Raw genomic sequence first — 19,126 nt, 5'->3', positions numbered from 1 at the left:
CGGGTGCGGCGTTGTTTCCGCTGCGCGGGCGGGTCCCGCTGCGCGGGGCGTTCACCGTGGCGGTGTCGGGCCTGCGCGGGTGGTGTCGGGACTGCTTCGCTTTACGTCCCGACACCACCCGCGCAGGCCCGCCCCCTCCCGTGAGTGGGGGGTGAAAAAACCGTCGTGGTCACGGTCAGCCGACATGTGCGGCTCAACCCCCGCGTCTTTCCCCACCCACCCGCAGGAGGGGACGGGCCGGAGGGGTGGTCGCCGGGCGTAAAGCGAAGCAGCCCGGCGACCACCCCTCCGGCCCGGCACCGACCTGAAAGCCCCGCGCAGCGGACCCGCCCCGCGCAGCGGAAACAACGCCGCACCCGAAGAACGGACCGCCCCGCGCAGCGGACACCGCACCCGAAGAACGGGCCGTCACCGCCGCGACGGCCGTCGCCAAAGCACCGCCGCCGCGATCAGGAGCAGGACCCCACCCGCCCCGCCGCAACGGCCGTGGGCATATCGACCCCCGCCGGGCGGCGGCGTTCATGGGGCCCGGGGCCGAAGTACCTGGCCGCGTACTCGCGCGGTACCCGCGCCGGGGCGGGCCGGCCCGCGATCGCCGCCGCCGGGTCGACGAAACCCGCACCCAGCGCGTCGCTGCGCCCACCCGGTGGCGTGTCCCGGGCCGTCTTCACGATCAGCTCACGGACCTGGGCGGGGGTCAGTCCGGGGTGGGCCGCGCGGACCAGCGCCACCGCTCCCGAGACGAAGGCGGAGGCCGCGCTCGTCCCCCAGCCCTCGTAGTAGCGGCGGTCCGGGTCCGCGATGACGACGTCGACGCCGGGGGCGCTGACCGCCGCGTACCAGCGGCGGGTGGAGAAGGGGGCGCGGTTGCCGTAGCGGTCGACGGCGGTGACCGCGATGACCCCGGGGTAGGCCGCCGGGTAGGAGACGTGGTCGCCCTGTTCGCCGCCGTTGCCGGCGGAGGCGACGACGACGGCGCCCTTGTCGAGGGCGTACTGGACGGCGGCGTCCTCGCGGGGTTCCGGGTGGGCGGTGGCGCTGTCGTCGCCCAGGGACAGGTTGATGACGTCGGCGCCGTGGTCGGCGGCCCAGCGGATGCCCTCGGCGAGGGCGGAGCCACGGGCGCCGCGGGCCTTCGCGCGGGCCGGGTCGCCGTCCTCCAGGATCACCCGGACCGGGAGGATCTTCGCTTCGGGGGCGACGCCGAGGACGCCGTCGGCGCGGCCCTCGCCGTGGCCGCGGCCGGCGATGATGCCGGCCATGGCGGTGCCGTGGCGGGCCCAGGCCCGGTCCCCGGGTCCGGCGCCGAAGCCGATGAGGTCCTTGCCGGGCAGCACCTGCCCCTGGAGGTCGGGGTGCCCGTCGTCGACCCCGGTGTCGAGCACGGCGACGGTCACGCCCGCGCCCTTGGTGGTCCGCCAGGCCTCCTCGGTGTGCAGGGCGTCGAGGGCCCACTCCTGCACGCGTATGCCGTCGGCCGCCACCGCCCGGGACGGCAGGGCGGTGAGGACGAGGGCGGCGGTGAGCGCGGCGGCCGCGCGGGGGAGCCGTCTCGCCGCGGCTCGCGCGGGCCGCCTCACCGGGCGTCCTCGCGGGCCGCCGCGCGCAGCGCCCGCCGCAGGGCCGCTTCCATCCGTTCGGCCAGCGCGGACGCGTCGTGGCCGAGGCCAGCCTGGGCCGGGGCGGTGGTCGCGCCGTGGGCGACGGCCTGCGCGGCGGGCTGCGGGGGCATGTCCGTGCGGCCGTCGGCGAAGCCCGTGACGGTGTAGACGACGGCGGGGACGTCGACGAGGACGCCGATGTGCCAGCTGACGCGCTGCGGGTCGCCGAAGCCCTCGGCGACGGTGCCGGGGGGCGCGTACGGGCGGGGCATCAGATCGGTGCGCTCGGCGAGCCGTTCGCCGGTGAAGCGGGTACGCAGGGCGCGCATGCCCTCCTCGTCGGTGGCCGTGACGAGGAGTCCGACCGTGGTCACGGTGGTGGACGTGGCGTCGGTGTACGTGGCCCGCAGCAGGCGCGCGCAGCCCGCCGGGGCCAGGACGCGCGCCAGCGGCGGGTCGAAGGCTCCGGCGCAGTCGGCGTCGGGGGCGACGCCGACGCGGGTCCAGCGGCGGTCCGCGCCACCGGGGCCCGCCCCGGCGCCGCGCACGGTGGGAGGGAAGAGCTCGTCGACGGGGACGGTCCGCCACAGCGTGCGGCCCTCCGCGAAGTCCCGTTCCGCGGCGGTCCGTCGGCCGGGGGCGTCCGCCTGCCGGCCGGTCGCCACGGCGCCGCCGATCAGGCCGACGCCGAGGACGAGGCAGACGGCCGCGGCGACGGTGCGCACGGGACCGCGGGCGCGGACGGGCGCGGGTTCGGCGGCGGTCTCCGGGGCGGCGTGGCCGCGCGGTTCGGCGAAGAGGGAGGGGGGCAGCGGGGCCGTGCGCGGCGGGTGCACGGGGAGCGCCTGCGCGGGGACGGACGGCCGCCGCGCGGCCAGCGTGGGAGCCGACTGCGGCCTGGGGTCCGCTTCGGTGCTCAACCTGCGCTCTCCCTCGCGAGCTGGCGCGCCGTGCCCGATCGCCCTTCGGGACAGGCCGGTTCGTATCCGGACATCACGCCGTGGCGCACGGCCCACGGCGTGCCCGCCACTTTACGGGGCGGGCGGTATCGAAGACCATCCGGTCCGGCCGGCCGGCCGTGTTCTCCCGCACCCGGCCCCTACCGGGCGGCAGGGTGGTCTGGCAGGCTGCGGCCATGCCGGCTCCTCCCGCTCGTACCGCAGACCGGGCCCGCTACGACCGGGCCACCGCCTCCCTCGACGCGCCGCTGGCCGTGGTGGACGTCCGGGCGTTCGACGCCAACGCCGAGGACCTGGTGCGGCGGGCCCGGGGCAAGCCCGTCCGGGTGGCCAGCAAGTCCGTGCGCTGCCGGGCGCTGCTGGAGCGGGTGCTGGAGCGGGACGGGTTCGCGGGCGTGATGAGCCATTCGCTCGCGGAGTCGGTGTGGCTGGCGCGTTCGGGTTTCGACGACGTGCTGCTGGCGTATCCGTCGGCCGACCGGGCGGCGTTCGCCGAGCTGACGTCGGATCCCAAGGTGGCGGCGGCGGTCACCGTGATGGTGGACGACCCGGCCCAGCTGACGCTGATCGACGCCGCGCGGGCGGGCCGCGAAGAGGTACGGGTCTGCCTGGAGTTGGACACCTCGCTGCGGTTGCTGGGCGGGCGGGTGCGGATCGGGGCGCTGCGCTCGCCGGTGCACTCCCCCACGGGGCTGGCGGAGCTGGCGCGGCTGGTGGAGCGCCGGCCCGGCTTCCGGGTGGTGGGGCTGATGGCGTACGAGGCGCATGTGGCGGGTGTGGCGGACGCGGTCGCGGGCCGGCCGGTGCGGTCCGGTGCCGTGCGGCTGCTCCAGGCGGCGGCCCGCCGGGAGCTGGCGGTGCGCCGGGCCGAGGCGGTGCGGGCCGTACGGGCCGTGGCGGAGCTGGAGTTCGTCAACGGCGGCGGCACGGGCAGTGTGCAGCACACGGCGGCCGAGGCGGCGGTGACGGAGGTGGCCGCCGGGTCGGGGCTGTTCGTGCCCCGGCTGTTCGACCACTACACGTCCTTCCGGGCCCGTCCGGCGGCGCTGTTCGCGCTGCCGGTGGTGCGCCGCCCCGGCACGGGCGTGGTGACGGTGGCGGGCGGCGGCTATCCGGCGTCGGGGGCGGCGGGCCGGGACCGGCTGCCGCGGCCCTGGCTGCCGGCCGGGCTGCGGCTCGACGGGCGGGAGGGCGCGGGCGAGGTGCAGACCCCGCTGGTCGGGCCGCCCGCCGACGATCTGCTGGTGGGCGACAAGGTGTGGTTCCGGCACGCCAAGGCGGGCGAGCTGTGCGAGCGCTTCGCGGCGCTGCACCTCGTCGACGGCGACCGGGTGGTGGAGACGGTCCCCACGTACCGGGGCGAGGGCCGGACGTTCGGCTGACCCTCGCCCGGGAGCCGGCGGCACCGATGCCCGCCGGCTCCCGTACCGGGCTCAGACCCGGTCGAGCTGGTCCGGGATGACCGAGCCGTCGGCGCGCCGGACCGGCATCTTCGAGCCGTCCTCGGCCGTGGCGCCCGTCGTGGCGCACGGGTACGCGCCGGACTTGCGCGGCATCGGCTCGATGAACATCGGGTTGGCGACCCAGCGGCCGTCCGCGTCGTCGAAGGCGCGGCACATCAGCTCGGACTTGTTGCGGTTGATGGCCACGTGCGCGCCGGTGGCGTCGTTCACGAACGTGACGTCGGTGTCCGCGTCGCCCGCGCCGAGGGCGATGCGGTGCGCGAAGTCCTGCTTCTGCCAGGCCTTGGCGCCCTTGATCTTGAAGATCTCCTGGTTGATCATGCAGCGCTTGCCGTCCATGTAGGGCAGCGCGTCGCCCCGGCCGGTCTCGACGCCGCCGCAGCCCTTGATCTGGGTGGTGAGGCGGCCGTGCTCGGTGACGCTGCGGATGCCGATGGTGTGCTCGCGGTCGAGGCCGACGCCGCTGGACCAGGCCTCGGCGATGGGCTCGGAGGAGGCGGAGACGATGTAGACGTCGAAGCCGGCCGCCTTGAGCGTGCGGATCAGGTCCTTCTGCTGGTCGTAGTAGCGGACGTAGCCGGCCAGGGTGTGGGTGCCGACGGTCTGCTTGGTACCGACCGGCGCGGCGAGCTGCTCGGCGCGCGCCTTCTTGGCGAAGGAGGTGAGCTGGTCCGGGGTGCGGCCGGCGAAGAGCTGGGGGATCCAGGCGTAGGCGGGCACGGTGCGGCGGTGGTTCCAGTCACCCGCGAAGGCGGCCTCGCCCGCCATGGTCTGCGACTTCTCGCGGATCTCGAAGATCTCGTCGGCGCAGGCGGCGTTCTTCGAGGTGGGCAGCGGCCGGCCGGCGCGCACCTCGGTGCCGCAGGCCTTGGTGAGGGCCTTGTCGGCGGCCGGGGTGAGCCAGGCACTGGTGTCCCGCCAGCTCTTGGGCCGGAGGATCTTGTCGTGCTTGAGGGCCCAGGCGAGCGTGGCGTCCGTGATGTCGTTCTTGACGACGGTGTTGTCCCAGTCGAAGGCGGCGACGGGGCGGGGGCCGCCCTTGCCGGAGCAGGTGCCCCGCTCGTCGATCATCTTCTGGAGCTTGGCGCGGTTGTCACCGGCCCAGGTGAGGCTCTTGTCGAGCTGGGGGCACTTCGCGCGGGACGCGCGGGCCGGGTCATGGGCCGGGGCGGCGGTGGCGGGGACCGTGGTGGCGAGGGCCGCGGCGGCCAGGAGGCCGACGACGATGGCGGGCTTCTTGCGCATGCGTTCTCTTACGTGCGAGGGGGGCAGGACACGCCGGGGCCGGCGGGTGGCCCGCCCCGGCGCTTGATCATGGACCTTACACAGGGGTCACATAGGCGCCCGCGATGCCACCGTCGACGAGGAACTCAGCGGCGTTGACGAAGGAGGAGTCGTCGCTGGCGAGGAAGGCGACGGCGGCGGCCATCTCCTCGGGCTCGGCGAACCGGCCGACGGGCACGTGCACCAGGCGGCGGGCGGCGCGCTCCGGGTCCTTGGCGAAGAGCTCCTTGAGCAGCGGGGTGTTCACCGGCCCGGGGCAGAGGGCGTTGACGCGGATGCCCTCGCGGGCGAACTGCACGCCGAGCTCGCGGGACATGGCGAGGACGCCGCCCTTGGAGGCGGTGTAGCTGATCTGCGAGGTGGCGGCGCCCATCACGGCGACGAAGGAGGCGGTGTTGATGATGGAGCCCTTGCCCTGGCGCCGCATGTAGGGCAGCGCAGCCTTGCAGCAGAGGTAGACCGAGGTGAGGTTGACCTCCTGGACGCGCTTCCAGGCGTCGAGGCCGGTGGTGAGGATGGAGTCGTCGTCCGGCGGGGAGATGCCCGCGTTGTTGAAGGCGACGTCGACGGAGCCGTAGGTGTCGAAGGCGGTCTTGAAGAGCGCCTCGACCTGCTCGGGGTCGGTGACGTCGACCTGGACGAAGAGCCCGCCGACCTCTTCGGCGGCGGCCTTGCCGGCCTTGTCGTCGATGTCGGCGCAGACGACGTTCGCGCCCTCGGAGGCGAGGCGCCGGGCGGTGGCCAGGCCGATGCCGCTGCCGGCACCCGTGATGACGGCGGTACGGCCGACGAGTCGGCGGCACACGGGGGTCTGGTCGGTCACTTGCGCTCCTCTGTGCTGATGAACACGTTCTTGGTGTCGGTGAAGGCGGTCAGCGCGTCGGGTCCCAGTTCGCGGCCGAGGCCGGACTGCTTGAAGCCGCCGAACGGGGTCCAGTAGCGGACGCTGCTGTGGGAGTTGACGGAGAGGTTGCCCGCGGAGACGGCGCGGGAGACGCGCAGGGCGCGGCCGACGTCGCGGGTCCAGATCGAGCCGGAGAGGCCGTAGTCGGTGGCGTCGGCGATGCGCACCGCGTCCGCCTCGTCCTCGAAGGGGATGACGACGGCGATCGGCCCGAAGATCTCCTCGGTGGCGACGCGGTCGTCCGGGGTGCCCTCCAGGACGGTCGCCGGGTACCAGAAGCCCTTGCCGGCCGGGGCCTCGCCGCGGATGGCGGCGGGGGCGGACTCGGGGACGTAGGACCGTACGCGCTCGCGGTGCGCGGCGGAGATCAGCGGGCCCATCTGAGTGGCCGGGTCGGTGGGGTCGCCGACCACGAAGGCCTTGACGGCCGGTTCCAGGAGCTCCATGAAGCGGTCGTACACGTCGCGCTGGACGAGGATGCGGCTGCGGGCGCAGCAGTCCTGTCCGGTGTTGTCGAGGAAGGAGCCGGGGGCGGCAGCGGCGGCGGCCTCGATGTCGGCGTCGGCGAAGACGATGTTGGGGCTCTTGCCGCCGAGTTCGAGGGTCACCCGCTTCACCCGCTCGGCGCAGCTCGCCATGATCTGCTTGCCGACGGCGGTGGAGCCGGTGAAGACGACCTTGGCGACGCCGGGGTGCTCGACGAGCGCGCCGCCCACGACGGGGCCGGCGCCGGGCAGGACCTGGAAGAGGCCCTCGGGCAGCCCGGCGGCCAGGGCGAGCTCGGCCAGCCGGAGGGCGGTGAGCGGGGTGGTCTCGGCGGGCTTGAGGAGGACGGCGTTGCCCGAGGCGAGGGCGGGGGCGAGGCCCCAGCCGGCGATGGGCAGCGGGAAGTTCCACGGGGCGATGACGGCGATGACGCCGAGGGGTTCGTGGAAGGTGACGTTCAGCCCGCCGGCGACGGGGATCTGGGCGCCGTTGAGCCGCTCCGCTCCCCCGGCGGCGTAGTCCAGGAGGTCGCGGACGTTGCCGGCCTCCCAGCGGGCGTTGCCGAGGGGGTGGCCGGCCTCGGCGACCTCCAGCAGGGCCAGCTCCTCCAGGTGCGCGTCGACGGCGGCGGCGAAGCGGCGCAGCTGCCGGGCCCGGTCGCCGGGGGCGAGGGCCGCCCAGGCCCGCTGCGCGACGGCGGCGCGCGCGACGGCGGCGTCGACGTCCCGCGGGGTGGCGTCCGGGACGGTGGCGAGGTGCTCCTCGGTCGCCGGGTTGACGATGTGGTGCTCGTACAAGTCGTTCCCTTACATGCGCTCGAAGGAGCGGAAGCGCTCCCAGTCCGTGACGGCGGTGTCGTACGCCTCCTGCTCGACGCGCGCCATGTGGAGGTAGTGCTCCACGACCTCGTCGCCGAAGGCGGCGCGGGCTATGGGGCTGGCCTCCCACAGGGCGGCGGCCTCGCGCAGGGTCGCCGGCACGTGCGCGGCGTCGCCGGTGTAGGCGTTGCCGGTGCAGGCCTCGGGCAGTTCCAGCTCGTGCTCGACGCCGTACAGGCCCGCGGCGACCATGCCGGCGACGGCGAGGTAGGGGTTCACGTCGCCGCCGGGCAGGCGGTTCTCGAAGCGGTGGGCGTGGCCGTGGCCGACGACGCGTAGGGCGCAGGTGCGGTTGTCGGGTCCCCAGGCGACGGCGGTGGGGGCGAAGGAGCCCGGCCGGAACCGCTTGTAGGAGTTGATGTTCGGGGCGTAGAGGAGGGTGAAGTCGCGCAGGGCGGCGAGCTGTCCGGCGAGGAAGTGCCGCATGGTCTTCGACATGCCGTACGGGCCCTCGTCGTCGGCGAGGACGGGCCGGCCGGCCTCGTCGCGCAGCGAGAGGTGGATGTGGCAGGAGTTGCCCTCGCGCTCGTCGTACTTGGCCATGAAGGTGAGCGCCGAGCCCTCCTGGGCGGCGATCTCCTTGGCTCCCGTCTTGTAGACGGAGTGCTGGTCGCAGGTGATCAGCGCCTCGTCGTAGCGGAAGGCGATCTCGTGCTGGCCGAGGTTGCACTCGCCCTTGGCGGACTCGACGGTCATGCCGGCGGCGCCCATCTCGTTGCGGATGCGGCGCAGCAGGGGTTCGACGCGGCCGGTGCCGAGGACGGAGTAGTCCACGTTGTACTGGTTGGCCGGGGTCATGCCGCGGTAGCCGCGGTTCCAGGCGTCCTCATAGGTGTCCTTGAAGACCATGAACTCCAGCTCGGTGCCGGCGTAGGCGCTCCAGCCGCGCTCGGCGAGGCGGTCGAGCTGGCGCCGGAGTATCTGCCGGGGCGAGGCGAGGACGGGGCTGCCGTCGTGCCAGGCGAGGTCGGCGGTGACGAGGGCGGTGCCGGGGTTCCAGGGGGTGCGGCGCAGCGTGCCGAGGTCGGGGCGCATGGCGAAGTCGCCGTAGCCGCGCTCCCAGGACGACATGGCGTAGCCGTCGACGGTGTTCATGTCGGTGTCCACGGCGAGGAGGTAGTTGCAGCCCTCCGTGCCGTGTTCGAGCGCGTCGTCGAGGAAGAACCTGGCGGCGAACCGCTTTCCCTGGAGCCTGCCCTGCATGTCGGTGAAGGCGAGGACGACAGTGTCGATCTCCCCGCTGTCGACCAGAGCGCGGAGCTCGTCGACGCTGAGCGGGGGCGTGCGGTCTGCCACAGTGAAGCCTCCTGTCGGTGTGACCGGAGGTCTTAAGGTAGGCCCGTAGACCATTGATTGGGAAGGGGTCCCGATGGACGGGAGTTCGACGGACCGGCTGGCGCCGGTGCTGCGACCGGTCCGCGTGGGCAGCGGCTTCGAGGAGGCACTGGAGCAAATACTCCAGATCGTCCGCCTCGGCCTGGTGCCGGCCGGGGAACGGCTGCCGGCCGAGCGGGAATTGGCCGGGCTGCTGCGGATAAGCCGGGTGACGCTGCGCGAGGTGCTCAAGGTGCTCCAGGACCAGGGCCTGGTGGAGAGCAGGCGGGGCCGCTACGGCGGCACGTTCGTGTGCGCCCGTACGACGGCGGCCGCGGCGGGCACGGACGAACTGCGGCGCAGGGTCGCGGAGGTGGACGTGGAGGACACCCTCCGCTTCCGCGAGGTGCTGGAGGTCGGCGCGGCCGGGCTGTGCGCGGCGCACGGTCTGGACGAGGAGGGCGCGGCCCGGCTGCGGGCCGCGCTGGACGCCACGCACGACGCTCCACTGGCCGAATACCGCCGGGTGGACACCCGGTTCCACCTGACGCTGATGGAGCTCGCCGGCTCGCCCACGCTCACCACGCAGTACGCCGCCGTTCGGGCCACGGTGAACGATCTACTGGACTGCATCCCCCTGCTCGTGCGTAACTTGGAACATTCACAGGCGCAGCACACCTCGCTGGTGGGGGCGGTGCTGGCCGGGGACGCGAGCACCGCGCGCGAGGTCATGCGCGAGCACTGCTCGGGGACGGCGGCGCTCCTGCGGGGCTTCCTCTCGTAGCCGGGCGCGGTGCGGGAACGGGCTGTGCGCGGGCGGAGGTCACAAGTAACAGGTCTTTTACGCAAGAGGGTTGCTTCGGCCACATCCGCCTGGCAAAGGTATGCCGCACAACCTTTACCCCTCGCGAGGCAGGAGCGGCCCCATGCCCGACCGTACGGAGATCCCCGACGCACCGCCCACGCCACGCTCCCCCGAGGACGCCTATCTGGAGAAGCGGACCCTGCGGCGGGGCAGCGCGGGCCCCCTGCTGCTCACCGGCCTCGGGGTGGCGTACGTCGTCTCCGGCGACTTCTCCGGCTGGAACTTCGGCCTGGCGCACGGGGGTTTCGGCGGGCTCGCCGTCGCCGCGGTGCTGATGGGGCTGATGTACACCTGTATGGTCTTCGCGCTCGCCGAGATGGCCTCCGTACTGCCCACGGCGGGCGGCGGCTACGGCTTCGCGCGCCGGGCCCTCGGCACCTGGGGCGGCTTCCTCACCGGCACCGCGATCCTCATCGAGTACGTCCTGGCCCCCGCGGCGATCTCGCTCTTCATCGGTGACTACGTCGAGTCGCTCGGCCTGTTCGGGCTGACCTCGTCCTGGCCTGTCCACCTGGCCTGCTTCGTCATATTCATCGGCATCCACCTGTGGGGCGTGGGTGAGGCGCTGCGGTTCAGCTTCGTGGTGACCGGGGTCGCGGTCGCCGCGCTGCTGATCTTCGCGGCCGGGGCGTTCACCGACTTCGAGGTGGGCCGGCTGCACGACATCCCGGTCGACCGGGACGCCTTCGGCGCCTCGTCGTGGCTGCCGTTCGGGCTGCTGGGCATCTGGGCCTCGTTCCCGTTCGGCATGTGGTTCTTCCTCGGCGTCGAGGGCGTGCCGCTGGCGGCGGAGGAGACCAGGGACCCGGCGCGGACCCTGCCGAAGGCCATGGCCACCTCCATGGGCATCCTGCTCCTGCTCGCCCTGCTGACCTTCCTCGCCGCCACCGGCGCCGGCGGCGCGGACGCCATGAAGGACGCGGGCAACCCCCTCGTCGCCGCCCTCCAGAGCGACGGCCGGCCCACCACGCTCGGCCGGATCGTCAACTACGCGGGCCTGGCCGGCCTGGTGGCGTCCTTCTTCTCCCTCATCTACGCCGGGTCCCGGCAGCTGTTCGCGCTCTCCCGGGCCGGCTACCTCCCCCGCTTCCTCTCCCTCACCAGCCGCCGCAAGGCGCCCTACCTCGGGCTGCTGGTGCCCGGCGCGCTCGGCTTCGCCCTGGCGGCGGCGACCGGCGACGGCGCGCGGATGCTGAACGTGGCGGTGTTCGGCGCCACCATCTCGTACGCGCTGATGTCGCTCTCCCACATCGTGCTGCGCCGGCGCGAACCGCACCTGCCCCGCCCGTACCGCACCCCCGGCGGCGTGCTGACCTCGGCCGTGGCGCTCGTACTGGCCTGCGCGGCGCTCGCGGCGACGTTCCTGGTGGACGTCACCGCCGCGTTCATCGCCCTGGGCGTGTACGCCCTCGCCGCCTGCTACTTCGGCTTCTACAGCCGGCACCGGCTGGTGGCGAGCGCGCCCGAGGAGGAGTTCGCCGCACTCGCCGCCGCGGAGGCCGAACTGACCCGCGAATGACAAGAACCCGCTCCAGGAAGGACATCACGCACATGAGCACGCAGCCGCTGATCGGCTTCACCACCTACTTCGCCCAGGCCCGCTGGGGAGTGGCGTGGGACGCGCCGGCGGCCCTGGTACACGCCACCTACCCCCGGTACGCGCAGCGGGCGGGCGGCCTGGCCGTCCTGCTGCCGCCGGACGAGCCGGCCGCCGCCGAGGCGGTGCTCCGGCGGGTCGACGGCCTGGTCCTCGCGGGCGGCGAGGACCTGGACCCGGCGCTCTACGGCCAGAGCCCGCACCCCCGCACCGGGAAGCCGGTCCCCGAGCGCGACCGCTGGGAGAGGGCGCTGCTGGACGCCGCCCTGCGGCGCGGCACCCCGGTGCTCGGCATCTGCCGCGGCATGCAGCTGATGAACATCCACGCGGGCGGCACGCTCTGCCAGCACCTGCCGGACGAGGTGGGCCACGACGGCCACAACCCCAAGGTGGGCACCTTCACCGACCACCTGATCAAGCCGGTCCCGGACACCCTCACCGGCAGGCTGCTGCCCGAGGCGGTCCAGGTGGCCACCCACCACCACCAGTCGGTGGACCGGCTGGGCGAGGGCCTGATCCCGACGGCGTACGCGGAGGACGGCACGGTGGAGGCCCTGGAGTACGTGGGGGAACGGTTCGCGGTGGGGGTGCAGTGGCACCCGGAGGCACGGGAGGACGGGCGGCTGATGGAGGGACTGGTGAGGGCGGCGAGCGGCGGCTGACCCACGACGGGCCCCCTGATCCAGCCCGTCCGGCGTTTGAGGACACCGCGCGGTAGCGCGGAAGGGGGCCCGGGGACCTCCCCGGTTTCGGGAAGGGGCGGGGCTGGGGAAAGGCCCGCGGCGGCGGTCAGCCGGCAGGCCCGCGCGTCAGCCCCAGCAGATCCCGCGCCGGCCCCGAAGGCCGCTGCCCCACCGGCCACACCGCCCGCAACTCCCGCCGCAGCGCGAAGGCGAGCGGCACCGCCACCAGCCGCCGCACCCCCAGTTCCTCCCCCACCGCCAGCTCGCTCAGCACCGACGGCCCCGCCCCGCTCACCGCCGCCCCCTTCGCCGCTGTCGTCGACGCGAGCTCCAGCAGCGGCGGCGCGGCGCCGCCGTGCGCGGCGAGGGCCGCGTCCAGGACCTGCCGGGTGCCCGAGCCCCGCTCGCGGAGGATCAGCGGGGTGTCCGCCAGCTCGGACGCGGACAGCGGGCCGCGGCGGCGGGCCCAGAGGTGTCCCGGGGCGACCACGACGACCAGCCGGTCGTGGCCGATGGCCGCGCCGTCCAGGCCGGCCGGCAGCTCCAGGCCCTCCACGAAGCCGAGGTCGGCCTCGCCCGCGCGCAGCCGGTCGGCGACGGCCGCGGAGTTCCCGGCGCTCAGCGACACGGCCGTGTCCGGCCGCAGCCCGCGCAGCGCGATCAGCCAGCCGGGCAGCAGGTACTCCGCGATGGTCATGCTGGCCGCGACCCGCAGCCGGGAGTCCCGCCGGGTCCGCAGCGCCTGCGCCCCGGCGTCGAAGGCCTCGGCGGCCTCCACGACCCGGCGGGCCCAGTCCGTGACGAGCACCCCGGCGTCGGTCAGCCGCGACCCGCGGGGCGACCGTTCGACGAGCGCGACGCCCAGCAGCGTCTCCATGCTCCGCAGCCGGCCGCTGGCCGCCGGCTGGGTGATGCCGAGCTCCCGCGCCGCCCGTCCCAGGCTGCCCAGCCGTGCCACGGCGAGCAGCAGCTCCAGCGCGCCGAGGTCGGGCACCCGGTGCGCGAGCGGGGTCCGCCAGTCCTCGGTCATAAATCCAGCTTATGCCCTCATAGGCCCATGACCCCTGCCGCCCGGGCGCCCGGGCGGCGACCGTGGAGGCATGAGCACGATCCACGCCACCCGCCCCCGCCCGGGCGTCCGCCACCTCGGGCCCAACTGGTACGCGACCGTCATGGGCACCGCGATCGTCGCGAGCGCCGGCGCCGCGCTGCCCGCGCACTCGCCGCTCCTCCGCGACGCGTACGAGGCGGTGTGGGCGCTGGCCGCGCTCGCCCTGCTCGTCCTGCTCGGGGCGCGGGCCACGCACTGGGCCCGCCACCCTGACCAGGCCCGGCGGCATCTGGCCGACCCGGCCGTCGCGCCCTTCTACGGCTGTCTGGCGATGGCGCTGATGGCGGTCGGCGGAGCGACCCTCTCCGTGGGGTCGGGCGTGATCGGCGAACGGACCGCCGTGGCGGCCGACGCCGTGCTGTGGGTGGCCGGCACCGTGATCGGGCTGGGTGCCGCGGCGGCGATCCCGTACCTTATGGTCACCCGGCACAAGGTGGCGGCCGACGGCGCCTCCCCCGTGTGGCTGCTGCCCGTGGTCGCGCCCATGGTCTCCGCCGCGCTGGGCCCGGCGCTGGTGCCGCACCTGCCGGCCGGTGAGTGGCGGTCGGCGATGGTGTTCGGCTGCTACGCGCTGTTCGGGATGAGCCTGCTGGCCACCCTGGTGATCCTGCCGGCCGTCTTCTCCCGGCTCGTGCACCACGGTCCGCTGCCGCTGGCGCTGACCCCGACCCTCTTCCTCGTCCTCGGCCCGCTGGGCCAGTCCACCACCGCCGTGAACAACCTCGCCGACGCCGCGCAGGGCGCCGTGGCGGCCCCGTACGCGCCCGCGATGGCGGCCTTCGCCGTGCTGTACGGCGTCCCGGTGATCGGTTTCGCGCTGCTGTGGCTGGCGCTGGCCACCGCCATGGTGGTGCGCGCCTTCCGGCAGGGCATGGGCTTCGCGATGACCTGGTGGGCGTTCACCTTCCCCCTCGGCACCTGTGTCACCGGCGCCGCGGGCCTGGCCCGGCACACCGGGCTGCCGGCCTTCACCGGCCTGGCCACCGGGCTGTACGCGCTGCTGGTGGTGGCCTGGGCGGTGGCGGCGACCCGTACGCTGCGCGGGCTGGTCAGTGGCCGGCTGCTCGAAGCGCCGCGCCCAGCACCGTCGGTGCTTCCGCGAGCGACGGTCCGTACCACGTGAGGTGACGGCCGCTGACGAGCGCGCACGGCAGCCCGGGGAACGCCTCCGGGCCGTCGTCGCGCGTGAAGCGGTAGGGCTCGTCCGGCAACACCGCCAGGCGGGCCCCGCACGCGTTCAGCTCGTCGATCGGCACGCGCGGATAGCGCTCGGCGTGGCCGGCGTGCGCGGTGACGACGCCGAGCCGGGCGAGCACGTCGCCCGCGAAGGTGTCCCGGCCGAGGACCATCCAGGGCCGCCGCCAGATCGGCACCACGGCCCGCACCGGGGGTTCCCCGGCCCGTACGTCCCGCCAGGCGTCCTCGGCGTCCGCGAGCCAGCCGGGCCGGGCCAGCCCGCAGCCGGCCACCAGCACCCGCTCCAGCTCGGCGAACGCCTGCCCGAGCGTGCGCACCTCGGTCACCAGCACCTCCAGCCCGGCGGCGCGCAGCGCGGCCAGGTCGGGCGCCCGGTTCTCCTCCTCGTTGGCGAGGACGAGGTCGGGCGCGAGGGCGGCGATCCGCGCCGGGTCGGGGTTCTTGGTGCCGCCGACGCGGGTGACGCCCAGCCCGGCGGGGTGGTCGCACCAGTCGGTGGCGCCCACCAGGAGACCGGGTTCGGTGGCGGCCACGGCCTCGGTGAGGGAGGGGACGAGGGAGACGACGCGCCGTACGCTGCGGAAGGCCATGCGGCCACGGTAGACGCGAAATCGCCGTACGGGCCGGGTGGCCCGTACGGCGATCGAGGACAGGGGCCCGGGGCCGGAGCCCCGGGCGGAGGGGGAGTTACGCCCCCACCGGCGCCAGCCGGTCGGCGAACCCCTTGTGCCCGTCGAGCCAGCGCCGTGCCGACTCCTTCTCCTTGCCCTTGCCGCCGGCCTGGATCTCGGCCTCCAGCGAGGCCAGCTCCTTCTCGCTCATGCGGAAGTTCTTCAGCCAGCCGGTGACCTTCGGGAAGTCCTCGGCGAAGTTCTTCTTCGCCACCGTGTGGATCTTCTCGCCGGTGCCCCAGGCGCCCTTCGGGTCCTTGAGCTTCTTCAGGTCGTACTTGGCGTAGGCCCAGTGCGGGGTCCACAGCGGGACGACGACGGGCTCCTTCTTCTTGTACGCGCGGTCCAGCTCGGCCAGCATCGTGGAGGTGGTGGACGAGACGACCTTGTACTCGCCGTCGAGGCCGTACTCCTTGAGCACCTTGCCGTTGAGCGTGCCCATGTTGCCGGCGCTGGACTCGATGCCGACGATCTTCCCGCCGAACTCGCCGGCCTTGCCCTTGAGGTCCTCGATGGAGTCGACGTCCTTCACGTAGGACGGGACGGTCAGCTCCAGGGACGTCGGCCCGTACCAGGCGCCGAGGTCGGTGAGCCGGTCGCGGTAGACGTCCATGTACCGCTTGTGCGTGGTGGGCAGCCAGGAGTCGAACTGCACGTCCATCTGGCCCTGGGCGAGCGCGGTGTAGAGCGGTCCGGGGTCGAGCTGCTTGACCTCCGGGGAGAAGCCGCGGTCCTCCAGGATGTTCTGCCACAGGTAGGTGGTGGCCACGGCCTCGTCCCAGGGGAAGTAGCCGAGCTTGATCTTCTTGCCGTTCCCGACGTCCTTGCCCGCCGCGACGGTCTGCTTGTCGCCGGTCCCGGCGAGGTTCATCCCGCCCGCGACGAGCGCGAGGACGACGACGCCGACGGCGGCGACGGCCGCGCCGGGGCGGTAGCGCAGGAAGGTGGCGGAGACGGAGCCGCGCGCGGCGGCGGCCGCCTTGGCCAGGGAGCGCCGGCCGAGCGGGGAGACCTGCTGGTTGAGGGCGCCGGTCATCCGGTCCAGGTAGATGGCGAGGATGACGACGGCCAGACCGCTCTCGACGCCGCCGCCGATGTCGACCTGGGTGACGGCCGCGTAGACGGCCTCGCCGAGACCGCCGGCACCGGCCATGCCCGCGATGACGACCATCGACAGGGCCAGCATGATGACCTGGTTGACGCCCGCCATGATGGTGGGCAGGGCCAGCGGCAGCTGGACGCGGGTGAGGGTGTCACGCGGGGTGGTGCCGAAGGCGCGCGCGGCCTCGACGAGCTCGCCGTCGACCTGGCGGATGCCGAGTTCGGTCATCCGGACGCCCGGCGGCATCGAGAAGACGACGGTGGCGATCAGGCCCGGCAGGGGGCCGATCGAGAAGAACATCACGCCGGGGATGAGGTAGACGAAGGCGGGCATCGTCTGCATGACGTCCAGGACGGGCCGCAGCACCCCGCTGACGGTGCGGTTGCGCGCCGCCCAGATGCCGAGCGGCACCGCCATCAGCAGCGTGAGCACGCTCGCGACGAGGACGAGCGAGAGCGTCGCCATCGCCTCGTCCCACAGTCCGAAGGAGTCGACGAGCGCGAGCCCGGCGTAGGTGAGGACGGCGGGCAGCAGCCCGCGCAGCCACCAGGCGACGACGGCGAGGATGCCGGCCATCAGCAGCGGGTGGGGGGCGCCGAGCACGGCGACGACACCGTCGTACGCCCCGCTCAGCACGGTGTTGATGATGTCGAACAGCCAGTCGAGGTGGGTCTGGAGCCAGCTCACGGCGGACTCGACCCACTGGCCGAAGTGGATCCTAGGCATGGGCGGTCACCTCCGCCTCGCGGGCACCGGCGGGTGCGGCGGTCACCGGCTCCTCGCCGAGGGCCGCGAGCAGCCGGTCGCGGGTGACGACGCCGGCCAGCTCGCCGTGCTCGTCGGTGACGGCGACGGGGGCGCCGCCGCCGCGGGCGAAGGGGGCGAACAGCTCGGCGACGGGGGTCGCGGCGCCGACGGTGGCGGGCGCGGCGGCCAGCACCTCGGCCGCGCCGCGGTCACCGCCCGCGGTGTCCATGATCGCTCCGGCGGTGAGCACCCGGGAGCGGTCCACGTCCTGGATGAAGGAGGCGACGTAGTCGTTGGCGGGGCGCATGAGGATGTCCTCGGCGGTGCCGTTCTGCACGATCCGGCCGTCACGCATCACGGCGATCCGGTCGCCGAGGCGCATGGCCTCGTTGAGGTCGTGGGTGATGAAGACGATGGTCTTCTTCAGCCGCGTCTGGAGGTCCAGCAGCTGGTCCTGCATGTCGCGGCGGATCAGCGGGTCGAGGGCGCTGAAGGACTCGTCCATCAGCAGCAGGTCGGCGTCGGTGGCCAGGGCGCGGGCGAGGCCGACGCGCTGCTGCATGCCGCCGGACAGCTCGTCGGGCCAGGAGGTCTCCCAGCCCTTCAGGCCGGCCAGCTCCAGGGCCTCGGCGGCCCGCCGCTCGCGCTCCGGGCGCTCCACGCCCTGGACCTCCAGGCCGTAGGCGGCGTTCTCCAGCACACTGCGGTGCGGGAAGAGCGCGAAGTGCTGGAAGACCATGCTGATGCGGTGCGAGCGCACGGCGCGCAGCTCGCGGGGGGTGAGGGCGGTGAGGTCCTGCCCGTCGTAGAGGACGCGTCCGGCGGTCGGCTCCAGCAGTCCGTTCAGCATGCGCAGCAGGGTGGACTTGCCGGATCCGGAGAGACCCATCACCACGAAGATCTGGCCGGCCTCGACCTCGAAGGAGGCGTCGATGACCGCCGCGGTGGTGCCGTCGGCGCGCAGCTCGTCACGGCCGGCGCCGTCCTCGAGTCGCCTGACGCCGTCTTGGGGTCGTGTGCCGAACACCTTGTACAGGTGCTCGGCCTGAAGCCTGGACACATAAACCTCTCGGGTCGAACTCAGCGATGCCCCGGACGCCCTCCTGCCGGAGGTCCCCCGCGACCGGGACATGGAGCGGCGCGGTATCGGTCCGCGGGTCCGACGTCGCTTCTCCGAGTGGCGACGGCGTCCGCTCCGGTGCCGCGCCTGCCCCGGTTCAATCCGGGCAAACGGAACAGTGATGTGGTTCACATGTCCGGTGCGGCGGTGTCGGTGGCATGCGGCATGATCGGTCCGTGACGCGACGCCTGATGCTCCTCGACACCGCTTCCCTGTACTTCCGCGCCTATTTCGGGGTGCCGGACACCGTGCGGGCCCCCGACGGCACCCCTGTGAACGCGGTGCGCGGCCTGCTCGACTTCATCGCCCGGCTGGTCCAGGACCACCACCCGGACGACCTGGTGGCCTGCATGGACTTCGACTGGCGGCCGCAGTGGCGGGTGGACCTGATCCCGACGTACAAGGCGCACCGGGTCGCCGAGGAGGCGCCCCCGGGCGACCCCGGGGACGGTGCGGGCTTCGTGGAGGAGGTGCCCGACACGCTGTCGCCGCAGGTGCCGGTGATCGAGGACGTCCTCGACGCGCTCGGCATCGCCCGCGTCGGCGCCGCCGGCTACGAGGCGGACGACGTGATCGGCACGCTGGCGGGCCGGGCGGCGGGCCCGGTGGACATCGTCACGGGCGATCGCGACCTCTATCAGCTGGTGGACGACGCCCGCGGGGTGCGGGTGCTGTATCCGCTGAAGGGTGTGGGCACCCTCCAGGTCGTCGACGAGGCGCTGCTGCGGGAGAAGTACGGGGTGGACGGCGCGGGCTACGCCGACCTGGCGCTGCTGCGGGGCGACCCGAGCGACGGACTGCCGGGGGTACCGGGCATCGGCGAGAAGACGGCGGCGAAGCTGCTGGCGGCCCACGGCGACCTGGCGGGGATCGTCGCGGCGGCGGCCGACCCGGCGGTGAGGATGACGCCGGCGCAGCGCAAGCGCCTGGTGGAGGCGGGCCCGTACCTGGCGGTGGCGCCCAAGGTGGTGCGGGTCGCCTCGGACGTCCCGCTGGCGCCGTTCGACGCGGCGCTGCCGGCGGAGCCGCGCGACCCCATGACGCTGGAGGAGCTGGCGCGGCGGTGGGGGCTGGGCGGCTCGTTGCAGCGGCTGCTCACCGTACTCGCCGACTGAACCGTGTTAAGTTAGGGCTGCCTAAGTTA

The 19,126-nt window shown here is 74.0% G+C and carries 15 protein-coding genes and 1 pseudogene; 6 read left to right on the top strand and 10 right to left on the bottom strand.

Translation table 11 applies throughout. The features are described from left to right. Positions 1-408: 408 nt before the first annotated feature. Positions 409-1,580, bottom strand: a pseudogene (mycP, locus tag SMD11_RS26685) (type VII secretion-associated serine protease mycosin). Continuing rightward, positions 1,577-2,521: a hypothetical protein gene (locus SMD11_RS26680; RefSeq protein WP_234366175.1), complete on the bottom strand. Its 945-nt coding sequence runs from the start codon at positions 2,519-2,521 to the stop codon at positions 1,577-1,579. Before SMD11_RS26680 ends, mycP begins: the two are co-directional and overlap by 4 nt. A gap of 215 nt (positions 2,522-2,736) precedes the next feature. Here SMD11_RS26680 and SMD11_RS26675 point away from each other — a divergent pair, with 215 nt between their 5' ends. Then, positions 2,737-3,942, top strand: coding sequence for an amino acid deaminase/aldolase (locus SMD11_RS26675; RefSeq protein ID WP_087928873.1), 1,206 nt, complete (start codon positions 2,737-2,739; stop codon positions 3,940-3,942). 51 nt (positions 3,943-3,993) lie between these two features. On the opposite strand, the gene SMD11_RS26670 is transcribed toward SMD11_RS26675, so the two are convergent. The 4 genes from SMD11_RS26670 to SMD11_RS26655 all read right to left on the bottom strand — a co-directional run bounded on the left by SMD11_RS26670 (position 3,994) and on the right by SMD11_RS26655 (position 8,871). Next, complete coding sequence (locus SMD11_RS26670; protein ID WP_087928872.1) at positions 3,994-5,268, bottom strand: haloacid dehalogenase-like hydrolase; 1,275 nt, start codon at positions 5,266-5,268, stop codon at positions 3,994-3,996. Positions 5,269-5,344: 76 nt separating this feature from the next. Next, positions 5,345-6,130, bottom strand: coding sequence for a 3-oxoacyl-ACP reductase (locus SMD11_RS26665; protein WP_087928871.1), 786 nt, complete (start codon positions 6,128-6,130; stop codon positions 5,345-5,347). Then, the gene (locus SMD11_RS26660; RefSeq protein WP_087928870.1) at positions 6,127-7,494 is read right to left on the bottom strand and encodes an aldehyde dehydrogenase family protein; all 1,368 of its coding nucleotides are present in this window, start codon (positions 7,492-7,494) and stop codon (positions 6,127-6,129) included. The genes SMD11_RS26665 and SMD11_RS26660 overlap by 4 nt, the downstream gene beginning before the upstream one ends. Before the next feature lie 9 nt (positions 7,495-7,503). Next, positions 7,504-8,871, bottom strand: a complete 1,368-nt coding sequence (locus SMD11_RS26655; protein WP_087928869.1) for a glutamine synthetase family protein — start codon at positions 8,869-8,871, stop codon at positions 7,504-7,506. 73 nt (positions 8,872-8,944) lie between these two features. On the opposite strand from SMD11_RS26655, the gene SMD11_RS26650 reads away from it, so the two are divergent. The 3 genes from SMD11_RS26650 (at position 8,945) to SMD11_RS26640 (ending at position 12,013) form a co-directional block, all read left to right on the top strand. After that, entirely contained in the window at positions 8,945-9,673 is a 729-nt protein-coding gene (locus tag SMD11_RS26650; RefSeq protein WP_087928868.1) for a FadR/GntR family transcriptional regulator, read from the top strand. Positions 9,674-9,815: 142 nt separating this feature from the next. Continuing rightward, positions 9,816-11,273 (top strand): ethanolamine permease, encoded by a 1,458-nt coding sequence (gene eat / locus SMD11_RS26645; protein WP_087928867.1) that lies wholly within the window; start codon positions 9,816-9,818, stop codon positions 11,271-11,273. Positions 11,274-11,305: 32 nt separating this feature from the next. Further along, positions 11,306-12,013 (top strand): gamma-glutamyl-gamma-aminobutyrate hydrolase family protein, encoded by a 708-nt coding sequence (locus SMD11_RS26640; protein WP_087928866.1) that lies wholly within the window; start codon positions 11,306-11,308, stop codon positions 12,011-12,013. Positions 12,014-12,140: 127 nt separating this feature from the next. On the opposite strand, the gene SMD11_RS26635 is transcribed toward SMD11_RS26640, so the two are convergent. Then, on the bottom strand, positions 12,141-13,064 hold the full coding sequence (locus SMD11_RS26635; RefSeq protein WP_087928865.1) for a LysR family transcriptional regulator: 924 nt from the start codon (positions 13,062-13,064) through the stop codon (positions 12,141-12,143). A gap of 70 nt (positions 13,065-13,134) precedes the next feature. Here SMD11_RS26635 and SMD11_RS26630 point away from each other — a divergent pair, with 70 nt between their 5' ends. After that, positions 13,135-14,268 carry a TDT family transporter gene (locus tag SMD11_RS26630; protein WP_087928864.1) on the top strand — a complete coding sequence of 378 codons (1,134 nt, stop codon included), beginning with the start codon at positions 13,135-13,137 and terminating at the stop codon, positions 14,266-14,268. Here SMD11_RS26630 and SMD11_RS26625 read toward each other — a convergent pair. The 3 genes from SMD11_RS26625 to SMD11_RS26615 form a co-directional block, all read right to left on the bottom strand. Then, complete coding sequence (locus SMD11_RS26625; protein ID WP_087928863.1) at positions 14,195-14,932, bottom strand: helical backbone metal receptor; 738 nt, start codon at positions 14,930-14,932, stop codon at positions 14,195-14,197. The two genes, SMD11_RS26630 and SMD11_RS26625, sit on opposite strands and share 74 nt — an antisense overlap. 97 nt (positions 14,933-15,029) lie before the next feature. Next, positions 15,030-16,841 (bottom strand): ABC transporter permease/substrate binding protein, encoded by a 1,812-nt coding sequence (locus tag SMD11_RS26620; protein WP_087928862.1) that lies wholly within the window; start codon positions 16,839-16,841, stop codon positions 15,030-15,032. Beyond that, positions 16,834-17,922 (bottom strand): quaternary amine ABC transporter ATP-binding protein, encoded by a 1,089-nt coding sequence (locus SMD11_RS26615; protein ID WP_234366174.1) that lies wholly within the window; start codon positions 17,920-17,922, stop codon positions 16,834-16,836. The genes SMD11_RS26620 and SMD11_RS26615 overlap by 8 nt, the downstream gene beginning before the upstream one ends. 251 nt (positions 17,923-18,173) lie before the next feature. On the opposite strand from SMD11_RS26615, the gene SMD11_RS26610 reads away from it, so the two are divergent. After that, positions 18,174-19,097, top strand: coding sequence for a 5'-3' exonuclease (locus SMD11_RS26610; protein ID WP_087928860.1), 924 nt, complete (start codon positions 18,174-18,176; stop codon positions 19,095-19,097). Positions 19,098-19,126: the final 29 nt, after the last annotated feature.

Source organism: Streptomyces albireticuli, from assembly GCF_002192455.1.
Taxonomy (GTDB): domain Bacteria; phylum Actinomycetota; class Actinomycetes; order Streptomycetales; family Streptomycetaceae; genus Streptomyces; species Streptomyces albireticuli_B.
This window is presented reverse-complemented; position numbering and strand designations above follow the sequence as displayed.

Bases quoted from the DNA above. Each gene is read 5' to 3' on its own strand.
- SMD11_RS26675 (WP_087928873.1), top strand. From the start codon at position 2,737: ATGCCGGCTCCTCCCGCTCGTACCGCAGACCGGGCCCGCTACGACCGG.
- SMD11_RS26670 (WP_087928872.1), bottom strand. From the start codon at position 5,268: ATGCGCAAGAAGCCCGCCATCGTCGTCGGCCTCCTGGCCGCCGCGGCC.
- SMD11_RS26650 (WP_087928868.1), top strand. From the start codon at position 8,945: ATGGACGGGAGTTCGACGGACCGGCTGGCGCCGGTGCTGCGACCGGTC.
- eat (WP_087928867.1), top strand. From the start codon at position 9,816: ATGCCCGACCGTACGGAGATCCCCGACGCACCGCCCACGCCACGCTCC.
- SMD11_RS26640 (WP_087928866.1), top strand. From the start codon at position 11,306: ATGAGCACGCAGCCGCTGATCGGCTTCACCACCTACTTCGCCCAGGCC.
- SMD11_RS26635 (WP_087928865.1), bottom strand. From the start codon at position 13,064: ATGACCGAGGACTGGCGGACCCCGCTCGCGCACCGGGTGCCCGACCTC.
- SMD11_RS26630 (WP_087928864.1), top strand. From the start codon at position 13,135: ATGAGCACGATCCACGCCACCCGCCCCCGCCCGGGCGTCCGCCACCTC.
- SMD11_RS26625 (WP_087928863.1), bottom strand. From the start codon at position 14,932: ATGGCCTTCCGCAGCGTACGGCGCGTCGTCTCCCTCGTCCCCTCCCTC.
- SMD11_RS26620 (WP_087928862.1), bottom strand. From the start codon at position 16,841: ATGCCTAGGATCCACTTCGGCCAGTGGGTCGAGTCCGCCGTGAGCTGG.
- SMD11_RS26610 (WP_087928860.1), top strand. From the start codon at position 18,174: ATGCTCCTCGACACCGCTTCCCTGTACTTCCGCGCCTATTTCGGGGTG.